We start from the raw sequence: 25,306 nt of genomic DNA, 5'->3' as shown, positions 1-25,306 counted from the left end.
GGTGTGTATAGAGCGTCGAAAAATGGGCCCTGGCCCGTGGGACCAGGGCGTCACCTGTTGGGGATCAAGACGTCGTCGGCGCCGGAGAGGTTGCTCCTGAGGCGCAGATCACTCGGTGAGGGTCAGTGCTGCTGGGCCTTCTGCGGGGTCGCCTCGCTCGGCCGTACGACCACGTAACCGTCGCCCTGCAGCATCAACTGCACGGCCTCCCCGCTGCCGCCGCGCAGCATCGATCCGATGGACTGCGAACGGTGCAGCGAGGTCTGCAGACCGGCCGTCCAGCCGACCACCGCGTCCGTGTCGACGTACACCGGGAACTGCGCCGAGACCGGGATGACCAGCGGATTGCCCTCGCACACCAGGCCCAGTCGGCCCTGTCCGGTGAAGACACTGTTGAACAGGCCGCCGCCCGCGATGCCCGCGCCCTTCACCGTCGCGATCCGGTACGACAACGAGGCGTCGAAACACAGGACGTTGCGGCCGTTGACGGTGAACTCGTCGCCGGGGTCGACCTCGACGATGAAACAGTTCTGCGCCTCGTGCGCGAACCAGGCCTCGCCCTGCCCGCGCACCGTCATCAGCGGCAGCCCCTCCCCGGTGACCGCGCGCTTGAGCATGCCGCCCACGCCCTGGCCCTTGCGCTCGAACTGGAGGTTGCCGCGGTAGGCGACCATCGCGCCCTGGCGGGCGAGCATGTCGCCGTTCACCGCGTATTTGATGCACTTGGCGTTCTCGACCGTCATGCCGGGCGCGGTGGCCGGCTGGACCATGTGCTCGCTGGAAAAGAGGGAACCCTTCATGCGGGCATCCTGTCCCGGAGGATTCCGTTCCGCCAAGATCACGGGGAGGGTCGGTTTCCGGTGGTCAGGCGCCGAACAGCTGGGTCCAGTACATGCCCGCCGGGCCGCCGCCCGCGAAGCCGATCCCGATATGGGTGAAATCGGGCTTGAGGATGTTGGCGCGGTGGCCGGGGCTGTTCATCCAGCCGTCCACGACCTCGGCGGGGGAGCGCTGACCGCAGGCTATGTTCTCGCCGATCGAGCGCCGTCGTGCCCCCGCGGCGGCGGCCCGCGGTCCCAGGGCTGACTTCCCTCCGGGGACGTGTGCGCGTAGAAGGCGCGGGCCACCATGTCCGCGCTGTGCGCCTGCGCCGCGGTGGTCAGCAGGGGGTCGGTGGCCAGCGGCGGCAGACCGGCGCCGGAGCGCTCCCGGTTGGTGAGGGCGACGACCTCGGCCGCCGTCCGCGCCAGATCGCCCGGGCCGAGCGGCCTGGCCCACAGTGCGGTCCAGTAGATGTCGCCCGACCGGCCGTCGAGGGCGTACGCCAGGCCGGCATGCACAAAGGCCGGGTCGCACAGGGTGCGGCCGGACTGCTCCTCGCTCAGGCAGTACTCGACGAACTCGGCGGGCGTACGCGGACCGGAGACCAGGTGCTCGCCGACGGTGAGATACGTGTACCCGGCGGCCGTGACCCGCTGGTACACGGAGAGGCCGTCCCGGCCCTCGACACCGAGGCGTCCTGCCGAGGCCATGGCACCGGCATGGGCGCGGGCCGCCGACGTCAGACGGGCGTCGAGGGCCACGGGGGGTGAACCGGCTTCGGTGCGGGCGGAGTTGACCAGGCCGAGGAAGCCCTCGGGGTCAGAGGAGTTCAGCGTGGCCGGGGCGGGGGAGTGGGGTCGGGCCCGGGGGAGGGGCGGTGTGGGGGGCGCCTGCCGGGCTCCGGCGCGCGGTGATGCCGGGGCGGTGGGTCGGGACGGCGAGGCCGGCGCTGTGGGCGGGAATCCCGGTGGCGCGGCCGAGGCGCGGCCCCCGGGTGCCCCTCGTGCCGCAGACCGGGCCTGCACCCCGTGTGTCACCGCCGTCCCGGCGCCTTCGTCGAGGACGTCCACGCCGAAGTCCCGCGCCAGCCCGGCCAGACCGTCGGCGTAGCCCTGTCCCAGGGCCCGCAGCTTCCAGCCGCCGCCGCGCCGGTAGATCTCCGCGAGCAGCACCACCGTCTCCTCACCGGGGCGTGGCGGGGTGAAGCGGGCGAGTGAACGGCCGGCCGCGGCCGAGACATGGAGCGTGGGCGCGGGCAGGAGGCCCAGAGCAGTGCCGGGTTCGGCCGGGCTGACGACCACCGTGACCCGGGTGGCTCCCGGGCGCAGCCTGGGCGGGTCGACGGTGAGGGTGTCGCCGTCGAGTCGGGCGCCCGGCGCGGAGGGCTGGTTGTAGAACACGAAGTCGGCGTCGCCGCGGACCCTGCCCCCGTCGTCCGTGATCAGCGCGGACACATCGAAGGGGCCGGGCACCCGGACGCTCACGGCGCCGTCCGGAAGGGGCATGTTGCCCCCGGGCACCAACTCGCTCATCCCGCCGCCCCGGTGTCGTCGCTCACGCCTCTATGGGCTCCACCGGACAACGTCCACCGGGGCGGCGCGGTTCCCGTCGGCTCAGTCCCGGGCAACGCCGGGAGCGATGTCCTCGTGGCGCTCCACGGGCGGGGCCACGCGCCCGACCTTCGACTGCTTGCCGCAGAACGCGGACTCCATGGTGCTCAGCATCGTGTTGAGCACGGGGATGTTGTTGGACGTGGTGGCCACGGCCGTGAAGCTGCGCCGGCCGTCCTTCGTGGCGAACGCGTACGTGTAGTAGCCCTGGACGACGCCCGTGTGCCCGTACACCGAGACACCGCAGGACAGGTCGCGGCGCCCCAGTCCGAGGCCGTACCCCTGAGTGCTGCTGACCGGCACCATGCGCTCCATCTGCCGCAGTTGCGCCGGTGACGTCAGCCGGCCGGCGAGCAGGGCGGAGAGGAAGGTGTTCAGGTCCCGCGTGGTGGAGATGATCGCGCCCGAGGTCTGCGCCCAGGACATCGTCTGGTCCGTCGCGTCGATCAGGGGCGCGTCCTTCTGGTCCGGGGTGAGATAGCCCCTGGCGTGGCGGCCGGGAATCTGCGCGCTGGGGTGGACGTAGAAGGTGTCGCGCAGTTTCAGCGGCTTGAAGATGCGGTTCTCGTACTCCGTGCGTACGGGGTGGCCGGTCAGCTTCTCGATGAGCATGCCGGCGACGACGAAGTTGGTGTTGGAGTACGAGAACGAGCCCGGAGCGCTGGTGCGTGGGTGCCACAGCGAGCGCTTCACCAGCTCACGGTAGGTGAAGACCTTGCCGCGGACCTCCTCGAAGCCGGGGACGGTCTTCGCGAACATGGTGTCCGTGTAGTCGTACAGGCCGCTTCGGTGGCCCAGGATCTCGCGCACTGTGATCGTGCGGTCCGGGAGCAGCCCCGGCAGATAGCCGTCGACCGGGGCGTCGAGTCTCAGCTTGCCCTCGTCGGCCAGTTGCAGCAGCACGACGGTCGTGAAGGTCTTGGTGACACTGCCGATGCGGAACCGGTCCGCGGTGCTGATCGTCCGTCTGCTCGTGCGGTCGGCGATGCCCATGGCGGCCCCTTCGACCCTGCCGTGGTCGTCGATCCGGGCGACCGCGCCCGGTGCACCCTGTTTCAGCGCGGTGACGAGGCGGCCTTGAAGACCGGCGAGGTCCGGCTTGGGCAGCGGCACGGCGGGCGTGGCGTGCGAGGGGACCACGAGCAGGGAGAGCACGACCGTTCCCAGGACCGTGCCCTTGGATGCGAGATGAGTCACATTCACGTGAGGCAACTTTCTTCCGTGTCGTCACATCTCCACAGTCGACGCACAGTTGGTCACCCGCTGATCACTGAGCGATGTGGATTTGCAAAGTATTGCCATATATCGCACGGAAAGCGTTATTTTAGTCTTTACATGGACATGACTCGTCCGAAAGGGTTTCTTTCCGGGGCCCGACCAGCCCCCATGGCGCTCAACGGCGCCATGCGTCAAGGCGGTTGGTGATCCCGGCCGCCTTGCAAGGAAGGAACCCTCATCAGTGCGTAGACCGCACATACGCAGCGTGGCGGTTGCCGTCGCCGTGACGACGGCCGCCACGGGCCTGGCCGGCACCGCCTTCGGCACCACCACGGGGACGGCTCACACCGCTGCCACCGCCGGCACCTCGGCCGCCTCCGTGGTGGCCGCCGCCCGCGCCGCCGCCTTCGCCCACTCCGCCTCGACCGGCGTCCCCCAGGGCGACGAACTGCACGCCGAGGACGTCATGATCGACCCGGAGGGTGCCCGGCACGTCCGGTTCACCCGGGCGCACCAGGGCATGCAGGTGCTCGGCGGCGACCTCGTCGTCCACCTCACCAGGCAGCTGGCGTACGCGGGTGTCACCCGGGCCGCCGGACACACCGTCAAGCCCGCTGCCGCCACCGCGGCCAAGCTGTCGGCCGCCGAGGCGCAGCAGAAGGCGGCCACGGCCGCCAAGGGCGACGCCGGCACCGCCGAACTCGTCGTGGACGCCCGCGACGGCGCATCCGCCCTCGCCTACCAGGTGCGGGTCAGCGACAGCGCTACCGCAGAGGGCAGCGGCTCCCGGACGGTCGTCATCGACGCCGTCACCGGCAAGGTGCGCAGCAACACGCCCGACAGCGACGAGTTCCTCTCGCCGGCGCTGCTCGACACCCTGCGCGAGCGCGGCGAGACGCTGGACCCCGCCACGGGCGCCGGTGCGCAGACGGCCGGCCTCGCCGCTACCTCGGCCTCGTCCGCGGCCGCTGCCACCCGCTACCCCTCGACGGCCCACGGCACCGGCAAGTCCCTCTTCGTCGGCACCGTCCCGCTGACCACCACGCGCACGGCCCGCACCACCTATCTCCTCAAGGACCCGACCCGCTGGGGCACCGAGACCCGGGACGCCAAGGGCCAGGAACTGGAGAGCTTCGCCCGCGGCAAGAAGATCACCACCAGCAACGACGTCTTCGGCAACGGCAAGGTCACCAGCCGCAACACCGCCGCCGCCGACGCCCAGTACGGCATCACCAAGACCCTGGACTTCTACAAGAAGACCTTCGGTCGCAAGGGCATCGAGAACAACGGCAAGGGCGCCCGCGCCATGGTCCACTTCGGCAACAAGGTGGCCAACGCGTTCTGGGACTCGGTCTGTGACTGCATGCTCTACGGCGACGGCGACGGCGACGAGATCAAGAAGCCGCTGGTCGCCCTGGACGTCAGCGGCCACGAGCTGACCCACGGCGTCGTCGACGCCACCGCCAAGCTGGAGCCCACCCGCATCGACGAGAGGGGCAACCAGTACGGCGAGGCGGGCGCGCTCAACGAGTCCCTCGCCGACATCTTCGGCTCCAACGTCGAGTTCTTCGCGAACAACGCGTCGGACAAGCCGGACTACCTCATCGGCGAGAAGATGGGCCTGGCCCAGAAGTTCCTGCGCCGCCTCGACCACCCGTCGCTGGACCGGCTCGAGGGCAGCATCGACTACTGGGCGCCCGAGGTGTACGACGCCGAGGTGCACGCCGGCTCCGGCGTCTCGTCGCACGCGTACTACCTGCTCGCCGAGGGCAGCGGCCAGAAGACGATCGGCGGCGTCAAGTACGACTCCCCGACCTACGACGGCTCGACGGTCAAGGGCATCGGCCGCACCAAGGCCACGGCCATCTTCTACCGGGCCCTGACCCGCTACATGGTCTCCACGACCGACTTCCACGACGCGCGCAACGCGACGCTGAAGGCGGCCAAGGACCTCTACGGTGCAGGCAGCACGGAGTACAGCACGGTGGACCAGGCCTGGGCCGCCGTCAACGTCACCTCGGCCAACACCCCGGCCGCACACCGCTGACCCCGCGGAACGGTGACACCGGTGCGGGCGCCCCTGTCAGGTGGGGCGCCCGGATCCGGCACAACTACCCTCTTCTGAAGGGCCCGGTCATCATCGCGCTGCGGCGGCCGAACTCAAGTGCGACAATGCAAGCCCGGCCACCGTTTCCGGTCCCCCAGACAGCTGTATCTCCCGCAGGTGAGCCCGAAAGCCCGTCCGGCTGGAGGAGTGGATGTCCCCCGACCACCTCGCCGAGCGGTTCCGTCACGCCGGAGGACATCGCCCGCTGACGGCCCGCTTCGTCCGGGCCGGCCGACTCGGCGGCCTCCTGCTGCTGGCCGGTGCCATCCAGGCCACCCCCGTGCACGCGACCGACGAGCGGCCCCCGTTCACGGTGGTGGGAGCGCCCGCGGACCGCCGTGAGGTCGTCACCTGGGGTGCGAGCGCCGAACGCATGGACGACGCGGTCGCCGGTCGCGGCTACCGGCTCGTCGTCCACACCAGTACGGCCGGAAGCGACGTGCGGATCCGCCTCTCCAACGCCTTCGGGACCCGGCCGGTGACCTTCGACAGCGTCTACGCCGGTAGGCGGCGGGAGGGCGCCCGGCTGGTCCCCGGCAGCAACCACCGGCTCACCTTCGGCGGCGCCCGCTCCGTCAGCGTCCCCGCGGGCGCCGCCGCCCTCAGCGACCCCCTGCCCGGAAGGCTTCCCGCGGCGACCGACCTCGTGGTCAGCATCCACTCATCGGATGCGGCCGGACCCGCGACCGGTCACTGGCTGGCCCTGCAGACGTCCTACACGAGCCAGGGCGACCACACCGCCGAGGAGGGCGCCGCCCACTGGACGCAGACGACCGGCTCCTGGTTCTACCTGGACGCTGTCTCCGTACGCCCGCCCGCCGGCACCCGAGCGGTCGTGACCCTCGGCGACTCCATCACCGACGGCTGGCAGTCCACCACGGGCCTCGACCGCCGCTGGCCCGACTACCTCGCCCGCCGACTGCGCTCCTCCGGCAGCCACCTCAAAGGCGTGGCGAACGAAGGGGTCTCAGGCAATCAGGTCCTCGCGGACGGCGGCGGCCCGAGCGCCCTGAAGCGTCTGCAGCGCGACGTCCTCTCCCAGCCGGGTGTCCGCACCGTCTTCCTCTTCGAAGGCGTCAACGACATCAAGGCCCACACCCAAGTCACCGCCCAGGACCTGATCGCCGGCTACCGCGAGATCGTCGAGCGGGTACACGCGGCCGGGAAGTGCGTCGTCGCCGCGACCGTCGCCCCCTACAAGGGCTGGCCGGAATGGGATCCGGCCGGTGAGAAGGTACGCGGGGAAGTGAACCGGTACATCCGCGGCAGCGGCGAGTTCGACGCCGTCACCGACTTCGACCATGTCCTGCGCAACCCGTACGACCCCGAGCGCATCCGTCCCGTCCTCGACGGCGGCGATCATCTGCACCCCAACGACAAGGGCATGCGGGCCCTGGCCGACGCCGTGGACCTGCCGAGCCTCGACTGCGCCGCCCGGCACCCCGGCGGCTGAGCTCAGCCCGAAGCCGTCGGCTCCGGTGCGATCAGCCCCTGCCGATAGGCGATCGCCACCGCCTCCGTACGACTCGAAGCACCCAGCTTGGCCAGGATGTTGGAGACGTGGACGCTGGCCGTCTTGCCGGTGATGAACAGCTCTTCGCCGATCTGCCGGTTGCTGCGGCCGCGGGCGAGCAGCCGCAGCACGTCCTGCTCCCGGGCGGTCAGCGGGGAGGGGCGCTCCCCGTCCGAGGGGGCGGTGGCCAGACGGCCGCGGCGTATCAGAGCGTCGATCCGCTCCAGCAGGGGCGCCGCGCCGAGCCGCTCGGCCACCGCTCGCGCCTCGCGGGCCTGCACGGCCGCCTCCTCGCGCCGCTCGGCCGCCAACAGCGCCTCGGCGAACCGCACCTGGCAGCGGACCCGCTCGTACACGTCCCCGAAGCCGAACGCGGTCACCGCCTTCTCCCAGGCCGCCGCGTCGGGCCCGGACACCGCCCGCAGCCACTCCGCCTCGGCGCGGGCCAGCCAGGCCATCCCCTCGGGGCCCTGCGGGGTGCCGTCCTCGCCGTGCAGGGCCGACTGCCGGGCCAGCTCGACCAGTTCGTCCGCCGTGTCCTTCCAGCGGTGCCACTCGCCGCCGGACGAGCGCAGTTCCATGGCCGCGTCGGCGACCGCCGTCAGGGCGAGTGTCGCGAACCGCACCGAGGAGTAGGGGAGGTGTCCCGCCTCGTCGGTCAGCGCCGCGACCGTCGCCCGGGTCCGCTCCACCGCCGCCTCCGGCTCGCCGCGCAGCACGGCCGCCTCGGTCAGCGCGATGCCCGCGACCAGCGTGGCCATCCAGTCGAAGGGCCCCTCCAGCAGGGCCCGTGCCCGCTCGACGGCGCTCATGTCCCCGCGGGCCAGCGCCACATACAGGGCCGGCCCCATCGCATAGCCGCCTGCCGAGGGCAGTACGGCAGCGTCGGCCGCCGCGCCCTGCACGCACTCGTCCCAGCGGCCCAGCGTGTACAGCACCAGCAGATGCAGATAGCGCATCTCCAGCGGATACGGCGACGAGAGCAGCCCGGCCCGGCGGGCGCGCTCCAGACCCTCGGTCACCCACGGCAGACAGCCCTCGAGGTCACCCGCCTCGAAGCAGCCGACGGCCAGGTTGAACAGGGCGCGCATCTCCACCGGCGCGTTCCCCGCCCGCCGGGCCAGCTCCCGGGCCTCCTTGAGCCGCTCACGGCCCTCGACGGTGCGCCGGCCGCCGCCCTCCAGGACCGCCAGTGATATGAGCAGGTCGGCCTGCGCGTCCGCGACGCCCAGCTGCTCGGCGATGTGCAGGGCCTGGTGGGCGACCCGCAGCGCCGTCTCGTCGTCCCCGATGTGGCGGGCCGCCATGACATGCGTCGCCGCCGCCCACACCCAGGTCCGGGTCGGCGGTTCGGCGGGGATCATGGCGAGCGCCTCGCTGCTGTAGGCGAACGCGGCCGTCAGGTTGTCGACGCTCATCAGATTGCCGGCCAGTGTGTACCGGACCCGGGCGGCGAGCTCGGAGTCCGTGTCCTGGCCGGTGCCGGCGAGCGCGGCCCGGGTGAGGGACACCGCGCGGTGAGACTCACCGGCGTGCGCGGCCGCCGCCGAGGCGCGCAGTGTGAGCGTCACCTGGTCGATGCCGTCGCCCGTGGGGCGGGCCGCCGGGTCCACCGACGCCCACAGGTCGAGGGCGGTCTCCAGATGCCGCAGTTCCTCGGCGGGCGCGCCCACCCGGCCGGCGTGCTCGGCCGCCTCCAGGGAGGCGGCGAGTGCCTCGGCCAGGTCATGGCTCTCGCGGTAGTGGTGGGCCCGCTCCGCGGCGCTCTCGGCGGGGTGCCCGCGTCCGGCGAGCAGCCGGGCGAACGCGCCGTGCAGCCGGGCCCGTTCGCCGGGCAGCAGATCCGCGTAGACCGCCTCCCGGGCCAGTGCGTGCCGGAAGGCGTAGGTGTCGGCGTCACCGGGGACCAGGAGCTGGCGGCCGACAGCCTCGCGCAGCGCCGCCTCCAGCTCGTCCTCGGGCAGCCCGACCGCCTCGCGCAGCAGGTCGTGCTCCACGCGCCGCCCGGCGACCGCGGCGGTGCGCAGCACCTGCTGTGCGGTGTCGGACAGCTGCTCGATGCGGATGAGGAGGACGTCGGCCAGGCCGCTGGGCACGCCGCCCGCCTCCGTGTCCGTGGCCGCGAGCAGCTCCTCCGCATAGAAGGCGTTGCCCTCGGCGCGCTCGACGATCCCGCGGACCGTGGCCTCCGGCAGCGGGCCCTCCTGCAGCGCGCGCACCAGCCGGGTCACCTCGGCGTCCGCCATGGGGCGCAGCTCCAGCCGCTCCACGGCGGGCAGCCGTACCAGCTCGGCGAGGAGGGGGCGCAGGGGGTGGCGGCGGTGCAGGTCGTCCGCCCGGTAGGAGGCGAACACCGCCAGCCGGTGGGTGGGCGCACCACCGGCCGGCCGCTGCAGGATGCCGCGGCTGAGCAGGAAGCGCAGCAGGTCCCGGGAGGACTGGTCGGCCCAGTGCAGGTCCTCCAGGACCAGCAGCAGCGGAGCGATCTCCGACAGGTCGGCCAGCAGCCCCGCCATGCCCTCGAACAGCCGCAGCCGCCCTCCGCCGCTGTCCGAACGCGTGGGGGTGTCCCCTTCGTCCCGCCCCGCGTCCGCGCCCGCGCCGCGCAGCCGGTCCACCACCGGATGCCGGGCCAGCGCGTCCGCGAACCGCTCGTCGGCCGCCAGCGCGCCCAGGACCTCGGTGAACGGCAGATACGGCAGCCCGACGTCACCGAGGTCGACGCAGTGACCGGTGAGGACCGTCATCCCGGCCCGGGCCGCCCGTCCCGCGACCTCGTCCAGCACCCGCGTCTTGCCCACGCCGGCGTCCCCGGCGAGCAGCACGGCCCGGGCCTCCCCGCCCCGGGCGCGCTCCAGCGTCCCGGTGAGCCGGGCGATCTCCTCGTCCCGGCCGATCAGCGGCGTGGTGAACATGGTCTGCGGCACGGATCCATCCTGGCACGCGCCACTGACAAGTCCGCCACGCTTCGGGAGCGCCCCAAAGGGGCGCGGGGCTGTATCGATGTGCGGCTCCGCCGCGTGGGCGCGCCCAGCCACGACGTATCCCCGGACAATTCACCGCATAGCCAGCGGAGCGCTCAGCGCAGCGTCTCCGCCCAGTTCGCCGGCACCCGCCCCGCGGGGCCCGGCGCCGGCTGGTCCGCGGGATGGCTCACCGGGGGAGCGAGGTCGGGTCCGGACTCGTACAGCTCGTTGGTGTCGAAGTCCCAGAACCAGCTCTCGCCCGGCTCGAAACTGCGGATCACCGGGTGGCCGGTTTCCCGGTAGTGGGCGCTGGCGTGCTTGGCGGGCGAGTCGTCGCAACAGCCGATGTGCCCGCACTGCGCGCAGCGTCGCAGATGGAACCACCAGCCGCCGGCCGCGTCGCACTCGACGCACCCGGTGCCGCTCGGGGGGACGGCGGGGTCGATTCCGTCGGCACTGCTCATGCGGGCTCCTCCGGTGTGTCGTTGTCCGCCGCGGTCAGGGGCAGCAGGACCTGGAAGCGGGTGTCCCCGGGTTCGGAGTCGACCTGGAGGGTGCCGTGGTGTTTGTTGACGACGATCCGCCAGGAGATGTCCAGACCCAGCCCGGTGCCCTCGCCCACCGGTTTGGTGGTGAAGAACGGGTCGAAGATGCGGCCGCGGATCTCCTGCGGCACGCCGGGCCCGGTGTCGCGGAACTCGACCAGCAGCCGGTCGTGATCGAGAGCCGTCCGCACCGTCAACGTGCCTTCCCCGCCGGCGCTGTTGATGGCGTGGACCGCGTTGTCGATCAGGTTGGTCCACACCTGGTTGAGCTCCGCCGGGTAGGCCGGGATCTTCGGCAGGGTGCGGTCGTAGTCCTTGACGACCTGGATCCGCGAGCCGATCTTGCCCGAGAGCATCAGCAGCGTGCTGTCGAGGAGTTCGTGGACGTCGGCGTTCTGGTAGGGGGCCCGGTCGAGCTGCGAGTACTGCTTGGCCGCGTCGACCAGGTGCGAGATACGCGTCGTGGAGTCCTCGATCTCGTCCATCAACAGCTCGGTCTCGACCGTGTAGTTGAGCCAGCCGATCGCCCCGGGCAGGATCTCCGGGTCCACGTCCGCCGCGACCTGGTCCAGCCAGTCGACGTCCAGACCGGCCTGCACGAACGTGGGCGCGAGCCGCCAGCCGTCCGGGATGCCGTGGTCGTCGAGCCAGTCGGTGAGGGCGTCCTCCCGGTCCGCGGCCTCCAGCGGGCTCAACGTGGGTGCCTTGGCGACGAGTTCGGCGGTGCGCTCCTGCACCTCGATGAGGTTCGCCAGAGCCTCGCGCGGATACGGGCCCGCGGAGATGACGCCCAGCTTGTGCCGCATCTTCGCGACCCGCTCGCGCAGCGTCGCGGTGGCCCGCACGGCCGCCGCCGCCGGATTGTTGAGCTCATGGGTGAGCCCGGCGGACAACGAGCCCAGCGCCAGCAGCCGTTCCCGCTGCCCGATGGCCCGCTGGGTGCTCTTCGAACCGAAGAACAGCCCCTCCAGCAGATGCACCGCCATCGGGAACCACTCCTGCATGACGGCCGCGAACGTGTCGGCGGGCAGCACGAAGAACCGCGTCGGCTCCGTCACGCGCATGGAGTTGTTGTACAGCTGCCGCACCCGGTCCCCGAGATACGCCTGCATGGCGCCGGAGTACACGCCGGGCTGCGAGGTGCGCGTCACCTCGACATCGTCGCCGCCGACCCGCCGGGACAGCACGACCGTGCCCTCGATCATCACGAAGAAGCAGGTGGCGGGCTCGCCCTCGGCGTAGACGGGCCCCGCCTCGTACCGCTCCACCCGCCCCTCGCTGCACAGCCGCCCGAGCTGCTGGGGGGTGAGCTTCTCGAACAGGAACAGCGAACCGATCTCCTGCGGGCTGCAGGGCATGACCTGCCCGCTCACGACTGCTCCAGATACCGGTGGACGAGCATCACGGCCATGGCTCCCTCTCCGACGGCGGACGCGACCCGTTTCGCGGACTCGGCGCGGGCGTCGCCCGCCACGAACACGCCGGGAATGTTGGTCTCCAGGTGGTAGGGCGGCCGGTCCAGCTCCCAGTCCGCCGGCGGCCGCCCGTCCGGGGTCAGGTCGGGCCCGGCCAGGATGAACCCGTGCTCGTCGCGCAGCACCGTCCCGTCGAGCCAGTCGGTCAGCGGCGCCGCGCCGATGAACACGAACATCCACTGCGCGTCGACGAGTTCGGTCTCGCCGGTCTCCGTGTCGCGCAGGGTGAGCTGCTCCAGGCGGCCGGAGCCGTGCGCGGAATCGACGACCGTGCGGGCGCGCACCGAGATGTTGGGCGCCTCGTTGATCTGCTGGATCAGGTAGTACGACATCGACGCGGACAGGTCCGGCCCGCGCACCAGCAGCGTCACCGACTTGGCGCCCCGCGCCAGGTACATCGCCGCCTGCCCGGCCGAGTTGGCGCCGCCGACGATGTACACGTCGTGGCCCTGGCAGGAGGCCGCCTCGGTCAGCGCCGAGCCGTAGAACACCCCGCATCCGGTCAGGTCGTTGCAGCCCGGCGCGTCGAGCTGCCGGTACGACACGCCGGTCGCCAGGATCACGCTGTGCGCGGCGACCGCCGAGCCGTCGGAGAACCGCACGGTCCGCGCGGCGCCATTGACCTCGAGTCCCGTCACCTGGCGCGCGGTGAGGATCTCGGCGCCGAACTTCGCCGCCTGCCGGCGCGCCCGGTCGGTCAGCTGCGCTCCGGACACGCCGTCGGGGAAGCCCAGGTAGTTCTCGATCCGCGAGCTCTGCCCCGCCTGCCCGCCGGTCGCCGACCGCTCCACCAGCACGGTCCGCAGGCCTTCGGAGGCGCCGTACACCGCGGCCCCGAGCCCGGCGGGCCCGCCGCCGATGACGACGAGGTCGTAGAAGTCCGCCGCCGGCGTGGTCGCCAGCCCCACCCGCGCGGCCAGCTCGGGCGCTTCCGGCTCGACCAGGGGGGACCCGTCCGGGGTGATCACGAGCGGCAGCCGCTGCCCGTCCTGCCCGGCCGCCGCCAGCAGCCGCCTGCCCTCGGGCTCGTCCGCCGAGTACCAGCGGTAGGGCACCTGGTTGCGGGCCAGGAACTCCCGTACGTCCGAGGAACGCGCCGACCAGCGGTGCCCGACCACCTTGGTGCTGGGCACCGGCCGGAAGTCGCTGCACCGCCAGGCCTCCAGCAGGTCGTCCAGGACGGGGTAGAGCTTCTCCTCGGGCGGGTCCCACGGCTTGAGCAGATAGTGGTCCAGGTCGACGACGTTGATCGCGTCGATGGCCGCGCTGGTGTCCGCGTACGCGGTCAGCAGCACCCGGCGGGCGCCCGGATACACGTCCAGGGCCTGCTCCAGGAACTCGATGCCGTTCATCTGCGGCATGCGGTAGTCGGCCAGGATCACCGCGACCAGGTCGCCGCGCAGCTTCAGCTCCCGCAGCGCGTCCAGCGCGGACTCGCCGGACTCGGCGCGCACGATCCGGTACGACTCGCCGTAGCGCCGCCGCAGATCACGGGCGACGGCCCGGGAGACTCCCGGATCGTCGTCCACGGTCATGATGACGGTCCGCGCTGCGTCGGACGCCTGTGCCATACGTCTCCCACCCCGAGTGGTCGGACCGGCGGCCGGCGAGCCCTGTCGCCAAGGCAGCCACCACGCCGGCTCCCGCCCATCGTATGTTCGATCGTCCCGCTTCGCTCCGGTATACGGCGGGGCCGCCGCTCAGCGGCGCCTCGACGAGAGCACGCAGAACTCGTTCCCCTCGGGATCCGCCAGCACCACCCACGACTGCTCACCCTGTCCGACGTCCGCCCGCCGCGCGCCCAGCGCGAGCAGCCGGGCCACCTCGGCGTCCTGATCGTCGGGACGGAAGTCCAGGTGGAGGCGGTTCTTGACGGTCTTGCCCTCCGGCACCGGGGCGAAGATCAGTCCCGGCAGTCGCTCCTTCTCGGGTCGGATCTCGAACTCGTCGGCCGCGTCGTTGACCACGACCCAGCCGAGCGCCTCGGCCCACCACCGTCCCAGCGCGACGGCGTCGGCCGCGTCGACGTTCACTTGCTCCCATTCCAAGGCCATGGCAGGAGCGTAGTGAAGACTGGGTCCGAGTGACCTGATCACGAGACTCGGAGGCAGCCGCATGACCCGCCCGATCACCGCAGGCGTCGACGGAACAGAGGAGAGCATCGCGGCACTGCACTGGGCGGCCCGGGAGGCGGTCCGCAGGGGCCTGGCGCTGCGCGTGCTGCGGGCCTGGCGCTTCCAGCCGTACGAGGCGATCGACGCGGCGGACCCGGACACGCAGGCCGGCTGGGTGCGGGACGCCCTGGCCGAGGCCGTCCGGAGTGTCACCGCGCGCCATCCGGACCTCGACGTCGCCACGGACGTCGTGGCGGGGGAGACGGTCGACACGCTGCTGGACGCGGCCGCTGAGTCCGAGATGCTGGTGCTCGGCTCACGAGGGCACGGGCCGGTCGTCGGCTTCCTGCTCGGCTCCGTCGGGCAGCAGGTGATCGCCGGAGCGACGCGGCCCGTGGTGCTCGTGCGCGCGGGAGACCAGCCGACCGCCGAGGCCGCCGGACGGGAGGTCGTCGTAGGCCAGCAGGGCCAGCCGGACGACAGCGCCGACACCCTGCGGTTCGCCTTCGAGACGGCGGCCGCCCGCGGCGCCACCGTGCGTGCCGTGCGGGCCTGGACGCTGCCGCCGGTGTTCGCCTACAGCCCGGGCTCGATGCACCTCCTCGACGAGGCCGGCGGCCTGGAACCCTTCGAGACGAAGGCGCTGGCCGCAGCCCTGCGGCCCTGGCGGGAACGCTTCCCCGACGTGCCCGTGATCGAGCACCTGGAGATCGGCAGTGCGGGCCAGGTGCTGCTGTCGGTGGCCGGGCGGGCCCAGCTGATGGTCGTCGGCCGGCGCGCCCATCGCACGGCCGTCGGCGCGCGCATCGGCTCGGTGGCGCATGGCGTCCTGCACCATGCGGACTGTCCGGTGGCCGTGGTCCCGCACGCCTGAGTCACTCCGGGGTCACCGGCTCCAGCGTCTCGCGCGCCTTGGGCAGCACGTTCTCGATGTAGTCCTCGACCGCCGTGTCCAGCCCTATGTCGTGCTGGGCCCGCTCGGACAGGTACCAGCGGTGCTCGAGCAGCTCGTGGTAGATCTCCGCCGGGTCCATCGCGCCGCGCAGTTCGAGGGGCACGGCGCGCACGGTGGGCCGGAAGACGTCCCGTACCCATCGGTGGGCCAGCACCTCGGGGCGGGCCGCGAGGGGGTCGCCGGGCGCGTAGTCGTCCTGGGTGGCCATCCAGCTCTCCAGGTCGTTGAGCAGCCGTCGCGCCTGGTTCTCCTCCGCGTCCAGGCCGGTCAGACGCAGCAGCTGGCGCTGGTGGTGGCCGGCGTCGACGACCTTGGGGACGAAGGTGACCGTGTCCCCGTTGGGGGAGTGCTGGATCTGCATCTCGGCCACGTCGAAACCGAGTTCGTTGAGCCGGCGGATGCGGCGCTCGATGTAGTGGTACTTGCCCGCCGGGTACACGGACGTGCGGGTCAGCTCCTGCCACAGGTCCCCGTAGCGGGCACAGATCTCCATACCGAACTCGACCGGGTCGACGGACGGGTGCAGTGCCCCCGAGGCCTCCAGGTCCAGCAGCTCGCCGCTGATGTTCACTCGGGCGAGGTCGAGGTCGTACTCCCGCTGCCCGTCGCTGAGCTGGGGGTGCAGATCGCCGGTCTCGGCGTCCACGAGGTAGGCGGCGTAGGCGCCCGCGTCGCGCCGGAAGAGGGTGTTGGACAGCGAGCAGTCGCCCCAGGCGAACCCGGCGAGGTGCAGCCGCACCAGCAGGACGGCCAGCGCGTCCATGAGGCGGTGCATGGTGGCCGGGCGCATCGTCGTCTCGAACATCGAGCGGTACGGCTGTGAGCCGCGCAGATGCCGGGTGATCAGCACGGGCTCCAGCGGGTCGCCCGCGTGGTCGGAGCGGCCGGTGACCACGGCCAGCGGGTCCACCGCGGGGATGCCGAGCCGGTCCAGGTCGCGCAGCAGTTCGTACTCGCGCAGGGCGGGCCGTTCGGCGAGTTCCTTGACGGCGATCACCTCGTCGCCGGCGCGGGCGTAGCGCACGACGTGGCGGGATATGCCGCGCGGCAGCGGGACGAGGTAGTCGTCGGGCCACTCCTCCAGGGGCAGGTGCCAGGGCAGGGCCAGCAGGAGCGCGGGGTGCTCCGGGTTCGTCGCGCTGATCTGCAGTGCCATGGCGTGCGTGTCCTTGCCTCGCTGGTGATCGTCACCTCACCTTAGAGGGCACGCTCCTTGGCCTGAAGTGCCGCTTCACGTAGTGGACCGCGGTGCACCGGGCCGTGCCCGGGCAGCAGCAGTTCGCCGTCGAGTGCGGCCAGGATGTCCAGTGAGGCCACGGCACGGGCCCGCTCGTGGTGGAACATGTCGGGCAGCAGCTGCGGTCCCTGGATCCGCGAGGTGGCATGGCCGCTGGCCAGGGCGTCGCCCGAGATCAGCACCCCGGCGTCGGGCAGATGGAAGGCCGCGTGCCCGTCGGTGTGGCCGGGCGTGTGCACCGGCACGGGGCGGCCCGGCAGGTCCAGCGGGCCCGCCGCCGGGAACGGCTCCGGGGCGGCGACCGGCACATGGGCCATGCCGCCGGCGCGCAGGGTGTGCACCGACCAGGGCAGGACCCCCGGCCGCCAGCTGTTCCTCACGACCTGCCCGACGGTCACCTGCTGCAGGAACTCCCGGCGTGCGTGCGGCACTTCGGCCTCGTGGAGATACACGGGCGTGCCGTAGGTGGAGCGCAGATACTCGGCGGAGCCCAGATGGTCGTTGTGCGCGTGGGTGATCAGCACGGCCGCGACGGCCTCCGGTGCACCGCCCACCGCCGCCAGCGACGCGAGCAACTGCTCCCGGTCGCCGAGATAGCCGGTGTCCACGAGGGTGATCTCGTCGCCCTCGGTGAGGATCACCCAGTTGGTGTTGCTGCCGTGTACCAGGTGAATGCCGTCGGCGACTTGCCGCACGTCTGCCTGCATGATTTCCCCGCGTGGTGAGGTCCCTGCCCGACAGCACCAGCAAAGCAGACCCGGTCCGCACCGGAAGCGGCAGGTCCCCGCCAATCTGCGAGTCCGGAGAGTGAGAGCTGCCTCCGGCACCGTCCGCCGGAGGCAGCCCCCCGCGTGCAGCCGAAGCGGCCGCCTCTCCGCCTCACTGCACGCCGTGCGGGCGGAACTGGATGCTGATGCGCGGTCCTGCGGCGCGTGTGGTCTTCGGGATGGAGTGCTCCCAGGTCCGCTGGCAGGAGCCGCCCATCACGATGAGATCGCCGTGCCCCAGCGGGCGCCGCACGCTCTCGCCTCCCCGCATCGGACGCAGCAGCAGATCGCGAGGCGCGCCCACGGAGAGGATGGCGACCATGGTGTCCTCGCGGGCGCCCCGCCCGATCCGGTCGCCGTGCCAGGCGACACTGTCCCGCCCGTCGCGGTAGTAGCAGAGCCCGGCCGTGGTGAACGGCTCGCCCAACTCGTCGGCATAGTGCGCGGACAGGGCCTCGCGCGCCTCGTCCAGCACCGGGTGGGGGAGTGCCTCGTGCGCACCGTAGAACGCGAGGAGCCGGGGCACGTCCACGACCTGGTCGTACATCTTGCGTCGCTCCGCACGCCAGGGCACCTCGGCGGCCAGCTGTTCGAACAGGATGTCCGAGCCGCTGAGCCATCCGGGCAGCACGTCGATCCAGGCGCCCATGCCGAGGTGCGTCCGCCGGATCCCGTCGAGGGAGCCGAGACGCAGCTCGTCGGTCTGGTCGAAGAGCGAGCCCTGGAGGTGCCTGGTCACAGATTCAGCGTACTCCTATATTCGAAAATCTGTTCCCATCTCTTTCTGTCGACGTGCGCCGACCGCCTTCCGATACATCGATGTATCGGATACATTCCTGTATCGAACGGAGGTCGGAGATGACGACGGAGGAAACGGCCCCACGCGTGACCAGGCGCCGGGTCCGCACCCGCGCCAACCTCCTCGACGCCGCCTTCTCGGTGTTCGCCGCCAAGGGCTTCGGGCGGGTCTCCATCGAGGAGGTCTGCGAGGCCGCCGGCTACAGCAGGGGAGCCTTCTACTCCAACTTCGACAGCCTGGACGAGCTGTTCTTCGCCCTCTACCAGCAGCGCGCCGACCTCATCGCGGACCAGGTCTCCGGTGCCCTCGCCCTGGACGGACCGGACCTGGACGTGCCCGCCGCCGTCGACCGCGTCACCGAAGTACTGCTCCTCGACCTGGACTGGCTGCTGGTGAAGACGGACTTCCTGGTGCACGCCGCCCGCGCTCCGCAGGTCGCCGAGACCCTGCTGGAACACCGGGCGCGGCTGCGGCAGGCGGTCGCCGACCGGCTCGCCCGCGCGCAGGGACTCGCCCAACTGCCCGCCGTGCTCGGCGACATCGACGGCGCGGCGCACGCCGTGGTCGCCGCGTACGACGGTGTCACCACCCAACTCCTGCTGGACAAGGACGTCGACGGCGCCCGCGGCTGGCTCAAGCAACTGCTCACCGCGCTGCTGACCGACGGCAGCGGCACCGCCCGATAGATCTCCGAACGAGCCCCCTCAACCGGACCACTCAACGAGCAAAGGAACCCTCGCCATGGATGCGGACGTCATCGTCGTCGGAGCGGGCCTCGCGGGCCTGGTCGCCGCGCACGAGCTCACCAGCCGGGGCCGCAGGGTCGCGCTGGTCGACCAGGAGAACGCCGCCAACCTGGGCGGCCAGGCGTTCTGGTCCTTCGGCGGGCTGTTCCTCGTCGACTCCCCGGAGCAGCGCCGCCTCGGCATCAAGGACTCCTTCGACCTGGCCTGGAACGACTGGCAGGGCAGCGCCGGGTTCGACCGGGTCGACGACGAGGACTCCTGGGCGGTGCGCTGGGCACGCGCCTACGTCGAGTGGGCGGCGGGGGAGAAGCGGTCCTGGCTGGACGGGCACGGCATCAAGCTGCTGCCGACGGTCGGCTGGGCCGAACGGGGCGACCTGCGGGCCGACGGGCACGGCAACTCCGTACCCCGCTTCCATGTCGCCTGGGGCACCGGCACCGGCGTGGTGGAGCCGTTCGTCGACCGCGCCAAGCAGGCCGCCCGCGACGGACTGCTGACCTTCTACCACCGCCACCAGGTCGACGAGCTGGTGATCGAGGAAGGCGCCGCCCGCGGAGTGCGCGGCACGGTGCTCGCCGAGGACCGCTCGCCCCGGGGCGCCGCCTCCAACCGCGACCGCATCGGCGACTTCGAACTCACCGCCCAGGCCGTCGTCGTCACCACCGGCGGCATCGGCGCCAACCACGACATCGTCCGCCGCTACTGGCCCGAGCGCCTCGGCACCCCGCCCACCGGCATGGTCACCGGCGTCCCCGCGTACGTCGACGGCCGCATGCTCGACATCAGCGCCGAGGCGGGCGTCCGCCTGGTCAACCGCGACCGCATGTGGCACTACACCGAGGGTCTGCAGAACTGGGACCCGATCTGGCCCGGCCACGGCATCCGCATCCTGCCCGGCCCGTCCTCCCTCTGGTTCGACGCCCTCGGCCGCCGGCTGCCCGACCCCTGCCTGCCCGGCTACGACACCCTCGGCACCCTGAAGTACCTGCGCACCACCCCGGACATCGCGGAGTACGACCACTCCTGGTTCATCCTCACCCAGAAGATCATCGAGAAGGAGTTCGCGCTGTCGGGCTCCGAGCAGAACCCCGACATCACCGCCAAGGACAAGGGCGCGGTCCTGAAGAACCGCCTGGGCAAGGGCGCACCGGCCCCGGTCGACGCGTTCCTGCGCAAGGGCGCCGACTTCGTGACCGCACCCACCCTGGAGCAACTCGTCACCAGGATGAACGAGTTGACGGACAAGCCACTGCTCGACGCGGACGCCCTGCGCCGCCAGATCGAGGCGCGCGACCTGCAGGTCGCCAACCCCTACAGCAAGGACTCCCAGATCCAGGGCATCCGCAACGCCCGCCGCTACATCGGCGACCGCCTCGGGCGCGTCGCCACCCCGCACCGCATCCTCGACCCGGCGGCCGGCCCGCTCATCGCCGTCAAACTCCACGTCCTCACCCGCAAGACCCTCGGCGGCATCCAGACCGACCTGGACTCCCGCGCCCTGGGCGCAGGCGGCAACCCGATCGACGGCCTCTACGCGGCCGGCGAGGTCGCGGGCTTCGGCGGCGGAGGCGTGCACGGCTACAACGCCCTGGAGGGCACCTTCCTCGGCGGCTGCCTCTTCTCCGGGCGAGCAGCCGGACGGGCGGCGGCGAAGCAGACCGCCTGAGCGACGGACGCGCGGCGGGGCGGCCGGGGAACGACCCCGGCCGCCCCGCCGCGTCCTCGCGTGAACAACCCGGTCTTCCAAGGGGATTGGCTCGCAAGGGGATTGACCCGCAGACGCCTCCGCTGCTTCAGTGGCTGAGCCACTCATCCACTCCGCCCATGCGAGGAGGCATCCGTGGAGGCCCTGCCCCGCGAGACGATCGTGGACGTCCTCGAGGCCCGACTGCGCGAGGACATCCTGGCCGGACACCATCCGGCGGGCACCTACCTGCCCCCGGAACGCCAACTGGCAGACGGGTACGGCGTCACCCGCACCACCCTCAAACACGCCTTCGGCCGCCTCGTCCAGGCCGGCCTGCTGGAGACCCGGCACGGCGTCGGCACCAAGGTCCGCGACTACGCCCGGCTCGGCGGCGCGGACCTCCTGCCGATGCTCGTGCGGCACGACGCGAAGTGGGTGCGCGAGATCTTCGAAGTACGGCGGTCCGTGGGCGCGTTGATCGCCGAGCGGGCCGCGGCCCGGGCCACCCGGGCCCACCACGCCGAACTGCGCCGCCTCCTGGAGGCCGTTCGGGAGGCGGACGGCGCGGACGCCGTGCAGCTGGCCGACGTCGAGGTGCACCGCGCCCTCGCCCGCGCGACCGGCAACCGGGTCTACGTCCTGCTGACCAACACCCTCTTCAACGCCTACCTCCCCGTCCGCGCCGCCCTGCGCGGACCGTTCACCGACGCCGAAACCGCCCACCGGCGCCTCGCCCCGGTGGTCGAGGCGGTGACGTCCGGCGACAGCCGCCAGGCCCACACGGCAGCCGACGACTATCTGCGCGAGACCGAACGCATCATGCTGGAGGGACTGGCGTGAGGGGCACCACGTTCACGGAGACCATGCTCGGCACGGTCCGGCTCGACGGCCCGGGCCCGGTTCGCCGCATCCGCCTCGACCTGCGGGCCGAGGCCGACGAGGTCCTGCGCCCGCACCGCACCACCCGGGCCCGGCTCGCCGGCCGTATCCGCATCAGCGGACTGGCCGACGACCCGGACGCCACAGGCGACTTGGAAATCTCGCCCCTCGCCCGCCGCCGCATCCGCTACCGGCTGACGTTCACCGCCGACGGCCGCCCGCTCACCCTGGACGGCTGGAAGTCCGTGACCCCGCGTCGTCCGGTGAAGTCGATGACCGTGCTGCCCTTCACGCTGTACGAGGGCGGCGCGAGGATCGGCCAGGGCACCCTCCGCTTCCCCGTCACCACTGGCCTGGCACCCTTCCTCCTCAGCTTCCGCTTTCCCCGGCAGGAGGAGCCCGCCCAGTACCTCGCACCGCGCTGGGACGGCAGCCCCGGCCGCGCCGAGGTCTGGTACACCACGCTGACCGACCCCACCACCGGCACCGGCATCTGGCTCCACCACGAACTGGTCGCACCCACCGACGGATCCGCGCCGCACGCACACGGCTGGGCCGCCGCCTTCCCACCCGACGGAGAGGTCCGCCACGTCCGCTTCGGACCCGCTCCCTGGACAAATCCCACGCACGGATTCACCACCCCGGGCGTCTCCGCCACCGCGGGCCAACTGACCGGAAGCGTGGGCGACTTCCACTGGGACCTCGCCGAACAGCCCCTGGCCGAGCCGCTGTTCACCTTTCCCCGCTGGTCCTGGCGGCACGCCCTGCTCCCCGCCGCCCACATGCTTCCGGCCGCCCGGGCCACGTACGACGGAACCTTCAGTGACGGGAAGCAGACGCTGACCCTGCGCGGCGCCCCCGGCGCCTCCGCCCGCATTCACGGCCACGGCAATGCCCGCCGCTGGGCCTGGCTCCACGCGGATCTCGGCGACGGCGATGTACTCGAGGTGATCGCAGCGGTGTCCACGCGGCCCGTACTGCGGCGGCTGCCCCCGCTCGTCTTCCTGCGCCTGCGGCACGGCGACCGCACCTGGCCGCGCCGGGCGGAGCGCTCCGCCGTGGGCCTGTTCGGCATCGGACGGTTCCGCGCCCGCCTCGCACTGCCCGACTGGACGGTGACCGGCCGCACGCTGCTGCGCCGCATCCGCGTCGAGGTCACCCAGCCGGCCGAGCGCACCCTCGCCCTGGACTACCGCGACCCGGACGGCTCCCCCGCGGTCTGCCGCAACAGCGAGAGCGCAGACGCGAAGATCCTCCTGGAGCGCTGGTGGGGCCACTGGCGCACCGAAGCCTCATGGACCCTACGGGGCACTGCGCACGCCGAGGTGGGGGACCGGTGACCGGGCGGGGGCTGGTCGCTGCTCTGCTTGCCGACACCGGGGACGAGGAGTGGCTGGGGCGGGTGCCCGGCAGGCTCGACGCGTTCCTGGCCGCGCTGCCCGTTCCGGTACGGGCCGCCGTCACCACCGTCGACGCCTACGCTTTTCTGGACATCTGGCGCCGCTTGGCCCGTCTCGCTCCCGAAGCCTCATGGACCCTGCGAGGCACCGCGCACGCGGAGGTGGGGGACCGGTGACCGGGCGGGGGCTGGTCGCTGCTCTGCTTGCCGACACCGGGGACGAGGAGTGGCTGGGGCGGGTGCCCGGCACGCTCGACGCGTTCCTGGCCGCGCTGCCCGCTCCGGTACGGGCCGCAGTGCGGGCCGCCACCGCCGGGGTCGACGCGTACGCGGTCCTGCACAGCGGGCGCCGCCTGGCCGCCCTCGCTCCCGACGAGCGTGAGACGGTGCTCGGCTCCCTTGCCTCGCGTCCCGGACTCGTACCGGCGCTGGATCTCCTGAAGATCCCCGTGCTACTCGCCGCAGCCACCGAGCGAACCCCTACCCCACGAGCGCCGGTTGTCGCCCCCGAGGACCCTCCCCTGAACTGCACCCCGGCCGAGGAGTGGCCCGCGCGTGCCACCGCGGACGCCGTCGTCGTGGGATCGGGCGCCGGAGGAGCCGTCGCCGCCCGTACTCTCGCGCGCGCCGGGCTCGCCGTTGTCGTGCTGGAGGAGGGCGAGCACCACAGCACGGCCTCCTTCGGCCACCGTGCACCGCTGGACCGCTTCACCGACCTGTACCGGGACGGCGGGGCGACCGCGGCGCTGGGTGATCCGCCGCTCCTGCTGCCGGTCGGACGCGCCGTCGGCGGCACCACCGTCGTCAACTCCGGCACCTGCTACCGGACTCCGGATCGTGTCCTCGCGCGCTGGGTCAGCCGTCACGGCTTCCGTCTCGCCGACGGCTTTCCCGCTCGGCTGGACGAGATCGAACGCACCCTGCGCGTCGCCACCCAGCCCCTCGACGTCCTCGGCGCCAACGGCCTGCTCGCTCTGGCCGGCGCGGAACGACTCGGCTGGCGGGCCGGTCCACTGCGCCGCAACGCACCGGGCTGCAAGGGCTCCTGCCAGTGCGTCGTGGGCTGTCCCACCGGCGCGAAGCAGAGCGTGCAGCTGTCCGTACTGCCCGACGCCTGTGCCCACGGAGCCCGCATCGTCACCGGCGCACGCGTGTTGCGGATCCTGCTGGACCACGACCGCCCTGGCCCGCCACGGGCGGCCGGCGTGCTGGCCCGCCGGGCGGACGGCAGCGAGCTGGAGATCCTCAGCCCCCTCGTCGTCACGGCCGCGGGCGCCCTGCAGACCCCGCCGCTGCTGCGCCGCAGCGGCCCGGGCGCTCATCCTCGCCTGGGCCGCAACCTCAGCGTCCACCCGGCCACCAGCGTCGCCGGCCGCTTCACGGAACCGGTCACGTCCTGGGAAGGCGTCCTGCAGAGCACCGGTGTCGAGGAGTTGCACGACCGCGGGATCCTGATCGAGGCGACCGCGAGCCCGCCGGGCATGAGCAGCTTCGTGCTCCCCGGCCTCGGGCGCTCGCTGCGCCGTGAACTGGAGGAGGCCGACCGGCTGGCGATCCTCGGCGCCATGATCGCCGACCGGCCCTCGGGCCGGGTCCTGGGCCGGGGCCGCACCCTCGTCCGCTACCGCCTGGACCCCCGCGACGGCGACCGGCTCATGACGGCCGTACGAGCCATGGGCCGCATCCTCTTCGCCGCCGGCGCCGTGGAGGTGCTCACCGGCATCCCACGGGTGCCGCGCGCCCGCACCTTCGCGGAACTCGACGCGCTGCTCACCGGGATCACCCCGCGCGACCTGCACCTGTCGGCCTTCCACCCGGCCGGCACGGTCGCCGCGGGCAGCGACCCCGAGCGGGCACCGGCCGACGCCGAGGGCCGGCTGCGCGGCGTCGACGGCCTCCTCGTCACGGACGCCTCCGTGCTGCCGGGCTGCCCGGAGGTGAACCCGCAACTGAGCATCATGGCGGCCGCGCTGGCCGTCACCGAGACCTACCTCGAACGCGAACCCAGCAGCCGGACCAGCACCTCGGCATGACTCCGCCCGGGCTCCTTGGACGCGGTCAGCAGCGTGACGGGCCCGTTGGCCGCCAACTCCCGGACGTGCTCGAGCAGTTCGGACGCCTCAGGGGCGTCCAGCTCCGCCTCGTAACGGTCGGCGAACTCCTCGTAGGACCCCTCACCCGCGTGATACCAGCGGCGCAGTTCGGTCGACGGGGTGAGCGCCTTGGGCCACTCGTCCACGTGCGCGGCGTCCTTGGACAGGCCGCGCGGCCACAGCCGGTCGACCAGGACGCGTACACCGTCGTCCGGCTCGGGCGGTTCGTGGACGCGACGCACGCGAACGCTCACGATCGGGCCTTTCTGGGGGGGCGGGTGACGTCGAGGGTAGTGCGCAGGCGTCGGGTGACGCCGTATCACTTGACCCAATCGAGGAGGAAACCGTGGAGTGCTGCCCATAACCTGGCTTCG

At 72.3% G+C, this 25,306-nt stretch carries 20 protein-coding genes and 1 pseudogene; 9 read left to right on the top strand and 12 right to left on the bottom strand.

Translation table 11 applies throughout. The features are described from left to right. Positions 1-122 precede the first annotated feature (122 nt). The 3 genes and pseudogenes from ABT254_RS40605 to ABT254_RS40595 all read right to left on the bottom strand — a co-directional run bounded on the left by ABT254_RS40605 (position 123) and on the right by ABT254_RS40595 (position 3,629). The gene (locus tag ABT254_RS40605; RefSeq protein WP_351482227.1) at positions 123-800 is read right to left on the bottom strand and encodes an AIM24 family protein; all 678 of its coding nucleotides are present in this window, start codon (positions 798-800) and stop codon (positions 123-125) included. A gap of 64 nt (positions 801-864) precedes the next feature. After that, positions 865-2,354 (bottom strand): annotated as a pseudogene (locus ABT254_RS40600) (CAP domain-containing protein). 81 nt (positions 2,355-2,435) lie between these two features. Beyond that, the gene (locus tag ABT254_RS40595; protein WP_351482225.1) at positions 2,436-3,629 is read right to left on the bottom strand and encodes a serine hydrolase domain-containing protein; all 1,194 of its coding nucleotides are present in this window, start codon (positions 3,627-3,629) and stop codon (positions 2,436-2,438) included. A gap of 262 nt (positions 3,630-3,891) precedes the next feature. Between ABT254_RS40595 and ABT254_RS40590 the strand changes: the two genes are divergently transcribed. Together ABT254_RS40590 and ABT254_RS40585 are read left to right on the top strand one after the other, a co-directional pair. Beyond that, complete coding sequence (locus ABT254_RS40590) at positions 3,892-5,697, top strand: M4 family metallopeptidase (protein ID WP_351482222.1); 1,806 nt, start codon at positions 3,892-3,894, stop codon at positions 5,695-5,697. A gap of 265 nt (positions 5,698-5,962) precedes the next feature. Then, positions 5,963-7,210 (top strand): SGNH/GDSL hydrolase family protein, encoded by a 1,248-nt coding sequence (locus tag ABT254_RS40585; RefSeq protein WP_450749280.1) that lies wholly within the window; start codon positions 5,963-5,965, stop codon positions 7,208-7,210. A 2-nt stretch (positions 7,211-7,212) separates the two neighbouring features. Here the strand turns inward: ABT254_RS40585 and ABT254_RS40580 are convergent, their stop codons facing one another. The 5 genes from ABT254_RS40580 to ABT254_RS40560 form a co-directional block, all read right to left on the bottom strand. Continuing rightward, on the bottom strand, positions 7,213-10,185 hold the full coding sequence (locus ABT254_RS40580; RefSeq protein WP_502972138.1) for a helix-turn-helix transcriptional regulator: 2,973 nt from the start codon (positions 10,183-10,185) through the stop codon (positions 7,213-7,215). A gap of 164 nt (positions 10,186-10,349) precedes the next feature. Continuing rightward, on the bottom strand, positions 10,350-10,700 hold the full coding sequence (locus ABT254_RS40575; protein WP_351482216.1) for a UBP-type zinc finger domain-containing protein: 351 nt from the start codon (positions 10,698-10,700) through the stop codon (positions 10,350-10,352). Further along, complete coding sequence (locus ABT254_RS40570; RefSeq protein ID WP_351482214.1) at positions 10,697-12,154, bottom strand: ATP-binding protein; 1,458 nt, start codon at positions 12,152-12,154, stop codon at positions 10,697-10,699. The genes ABT254_RS40575 and ABT254_RS40570 overlap by 4 nt, the downstream gene beginning before the upstream one ends. Continuing rightward, a complete protein-coding gene (locus ABT254_RS40565) occupies positions 12,151-13,827 on the bottom strand; it encodes an NAD(P)/FAD-dependent oxidoreductase (protein WP_351482211.1) in 1,677 nt (558 codons plus the stop codon). The genes ABT254_RS40570 and ABT254_RS40565 overlap by 4 nt, the downstream gene beginning before the upstream one ends. Before the next feature lie 129 nt (positions 13,828-13,956). Continuing rightward, positions 13,957-14,310, bottom strand: a complete 354-nt coding sequence (locus ABT254_RS40560) for a VOC family protein (protein WP_351482209.1) — start codon at positions 14,308-14,310, stop codon at positions 13,957-13,959. Between the two features lie 61 nt (positions 14,311-14,371). On the opposite strand from ABT254_RS40560, the gene ABT254_RS40555 reads away from it, so the two are divergent. Beyond that, the gene (locus ABT254_RS40555) at positions 14,372-15,244 is read left to right on the top strand and encodes a universal stress protein (protein ID WP_351482207.1); all 873 of its coding nucleotides are present in this window, start codon (positions 14,372-14,374) and stop codon (positions 15,242-15,244) included. A gap of 1 nt (position 15,245) precedes the next feature. On the opposite strand, the gene ABT254_RS40550 is transcribed toward ABT254_RS40555, so the two are convergent. The 3 genes from ABT254_RS40550 to ABT254_RS40540 all read right to left on the bottom strand — a co-directional run bounded on the left by ABT254_RS40550 (position 15,246) and on the right by ABT254_RS40540 (position 18,068). Continuing rightward, positions 15,246-16,481, bottom strand: coding sequence for a DUF4032 domain-containing protein (locus ABT254_RS40550; protein ID WP_351482204.1), 1,236 nt, complete (start codon positions 16,479-16,481; stop codon positions 15,246-15,248). A 41-nt stretch (positions 16,482-16,522) separates the two neighbouring features. Continuing rightward, positions 16,523-17,269 carry an MBL fold metallo-hydrolase gene (locus ABT254_RS40545; protein ID WP_351482201.1) on the bottom strand — a complete coding sequence of 249 codons (747 nt, stop codon included), beginning with the start codon at positions 17,267-17,269 and terminating at the stop codon, positions 16,523-16,525. 172 nt (positions 17,270-17,441) lie between these two features. Continuing rightward, positions 17,442-18,068, bottom strand: coding sequence for an alpha-ketoglutarate-dependent dioxygenase AlkB (locus ABT254_RS40540; protein ID WP_351482198.1), 627 nt, complete (start codon positions 18,066-18,068; stop codon positions 17,442-17,444). 119 nt (positions 18,069-18,187) lie between these two features. Here ABT254_RS40540 and ABT254_RS40535 point away from each other — a divergent pair, with 119 nt between their 5' ends. From ABT254_RS40535 to ABT254_RS40510, 6 genes are all read left to right on the top strand, one after another. Next, entirely contained in the window at positions 18,188-18,814 is a 627-nt protein-coding gene (locus tag ABT254_RS40535; RefSeq protein WP_351482195.1) for a TetR/AcrR family transcriptional regulator, read from the top strand. Positions 18,815-18,869: 55 nt separating this feature from the next. Further along, the gene (locus tag ABT254_RS40530; RefSeq protein ID WP_351482192.1) at positions 18,870-20,540 is read left to right on the top strand and encodes an FAD-binding dehydrogenase; all 1,671 of its coding nucleotides are present in this window, start codon (positions 18,870-18,872) and stop codon (positions 20,538-20,540) included. A gap of 174 nt (positions 20,541-20,714) precedes the next feature. Then, positions 20,715-21,401: a FadR/GntR family transcriptional regulator gene (locus ABT254_RS40525; RefSeq protein WP_351482190.1), complete on the top strand. Its 687-nt coding sequence runs from the start codon at positions 20,715-20,717 to the stop codon at positions 21,399-21,401. Beyond that, complete coding sequence (locus ABT254_RS40520) at positions 21,398-22,780, top strand: tocopherol cyclase family protein (RefSeq protein WP_351482188.1); 1,383 nt, start codon at positions 21,398-21,400, stop codon at positions 22,778-22,780. Before ABT254_RS40525 ends, ABT254_RS40520 begins: the two co-directional genes overlap by 4 nt. Next, a complete protein-coding gene (locus ABT254_RS40515) occupies positions 22,777-23,016 on the top strand; it encodes a hypothetical protein (RefSeq protein ID WP_351482185.1) in 240 nt (79 codons plus the stop codon). Before ABT254_RS40520 ends, ABT254_RS40515 begins: the two co-directional genes overlap by 4 nt. After that, positions 23,013-24,872: a GMC family oxidoreductase gene (locus tag ABT254_RS40510; protein ID WP_351482182.1), complete on the top strand. Its 1,860-nt coding sequence runs from the start codon at positions 23,013-23,015 to the stop codon at positions 24,870-24,872. The genes ABT254_RS40515 and ABT254_RS40510 overlap by 4 nt, the downstream gene beginning before the upstream one ends. On the opposite strand, the gene ABT254_RS40505 is transcribed toward ABT254_RS40510, so the two are convergent. Beyond that, a complete protein-coding gene (locus ABT254_RS40505; RefSeq protein ID WP_351482179.1) occupies positions 24,827-25,186 on the bottom strand; it encodes a DUF488 domain-containing protein in 360 nt (119 codons plus the stop codon). The two genes, ABT254_RS40510 and ABT254_RS40505, sit on opposite strands and share 46 nt — an antisense overlap. Positions 25,187-25,306: the final 120 nt, after the last annotated feature.

The sequence above is a fragment of the Streptomyces sp. NPDC001137 genome (genome assembly GCF_040298885.1).
Lineage (GTDB): Bacteria > Actinomycetota > Actinomycetes > Streptomycetales > Streptomycetaceae > Streptomyces.
The sequence above is the reverse complement of the archived record's forward strand: the minus strand, read 5'-3'. Positions and strand labels throughout refer to the sequence as shown.

Coding starts and splice junctions, on each gene's coding strand:
- ABT254_RS40545 (WP_351482201.1), bottom strand. CDS start 17,269: ATGCAGGCAGACGTGCGGCAAGTCGCCGACGGCATTCACCTGGTACAC.
- ABT254_RS40560 (WP_351482209.1), bottom strand. CDS start 14,310: ATGGCCTTGGAATGGGAGCAAGTGAACGTCGACGCGGCCGACGCCGTC.
- ABT254_RS40565 (WP_351482211.1), bottom strand. CDS start 13,827: ATGGCACAGGCGTCCGACGCAGCGCGGACCGTCATCATGACCGTGGAC.
- ABT254_RS40575 (WP_351482216.1), bottom strand. CDS start 10,700: ATGAGCAGTGCCGACGGAATCGACCCCGCCGTCCCCCCGAGCGGCACC.
- ABT254_RS40580 (WP_502972138.1), bottom strand. CDS start 10,185: ATGTTCACCACGCCGCTGATCGGCCGGGACGAGGAGATCGCCCGGCTC.
- ABT254_RS40555 (WP_351482207.1), top strand. CDS start 14,372: ATGACCCGCCCGATCACCGCAGGCGTCGACGGAACAGAGGAGAGCATC.
- ABT254_RS40535 (WP_351482195.1), top strand. CDS start 18,188: ATGACGACGGAGGAAACGGCCCCACGCGTGACCAGGCGCCGGGTCCGC.
- ABT254_RS40530 (WP_351482192.1), top strand. CDS start 18,870: ATGGATGCGGACGTCATCGTCGTCGGAGCGGGCCTCGCGGGCCTGGTC.
- ABT254_RS40550 (WP_351482204.1), bottom strand. CDS start 16,481: ATGGCACTGCAGATCAGCGCGACGAACCCGGAGCACCCCGCGCTCCTG.
- ABT254_RS40605 (WP_351482227.1), bottom strand. CDS start 800: ATGAAGGGTTCCCTCTTTTCCAGCGAGCACATGGTCCAGCCGGCCACC.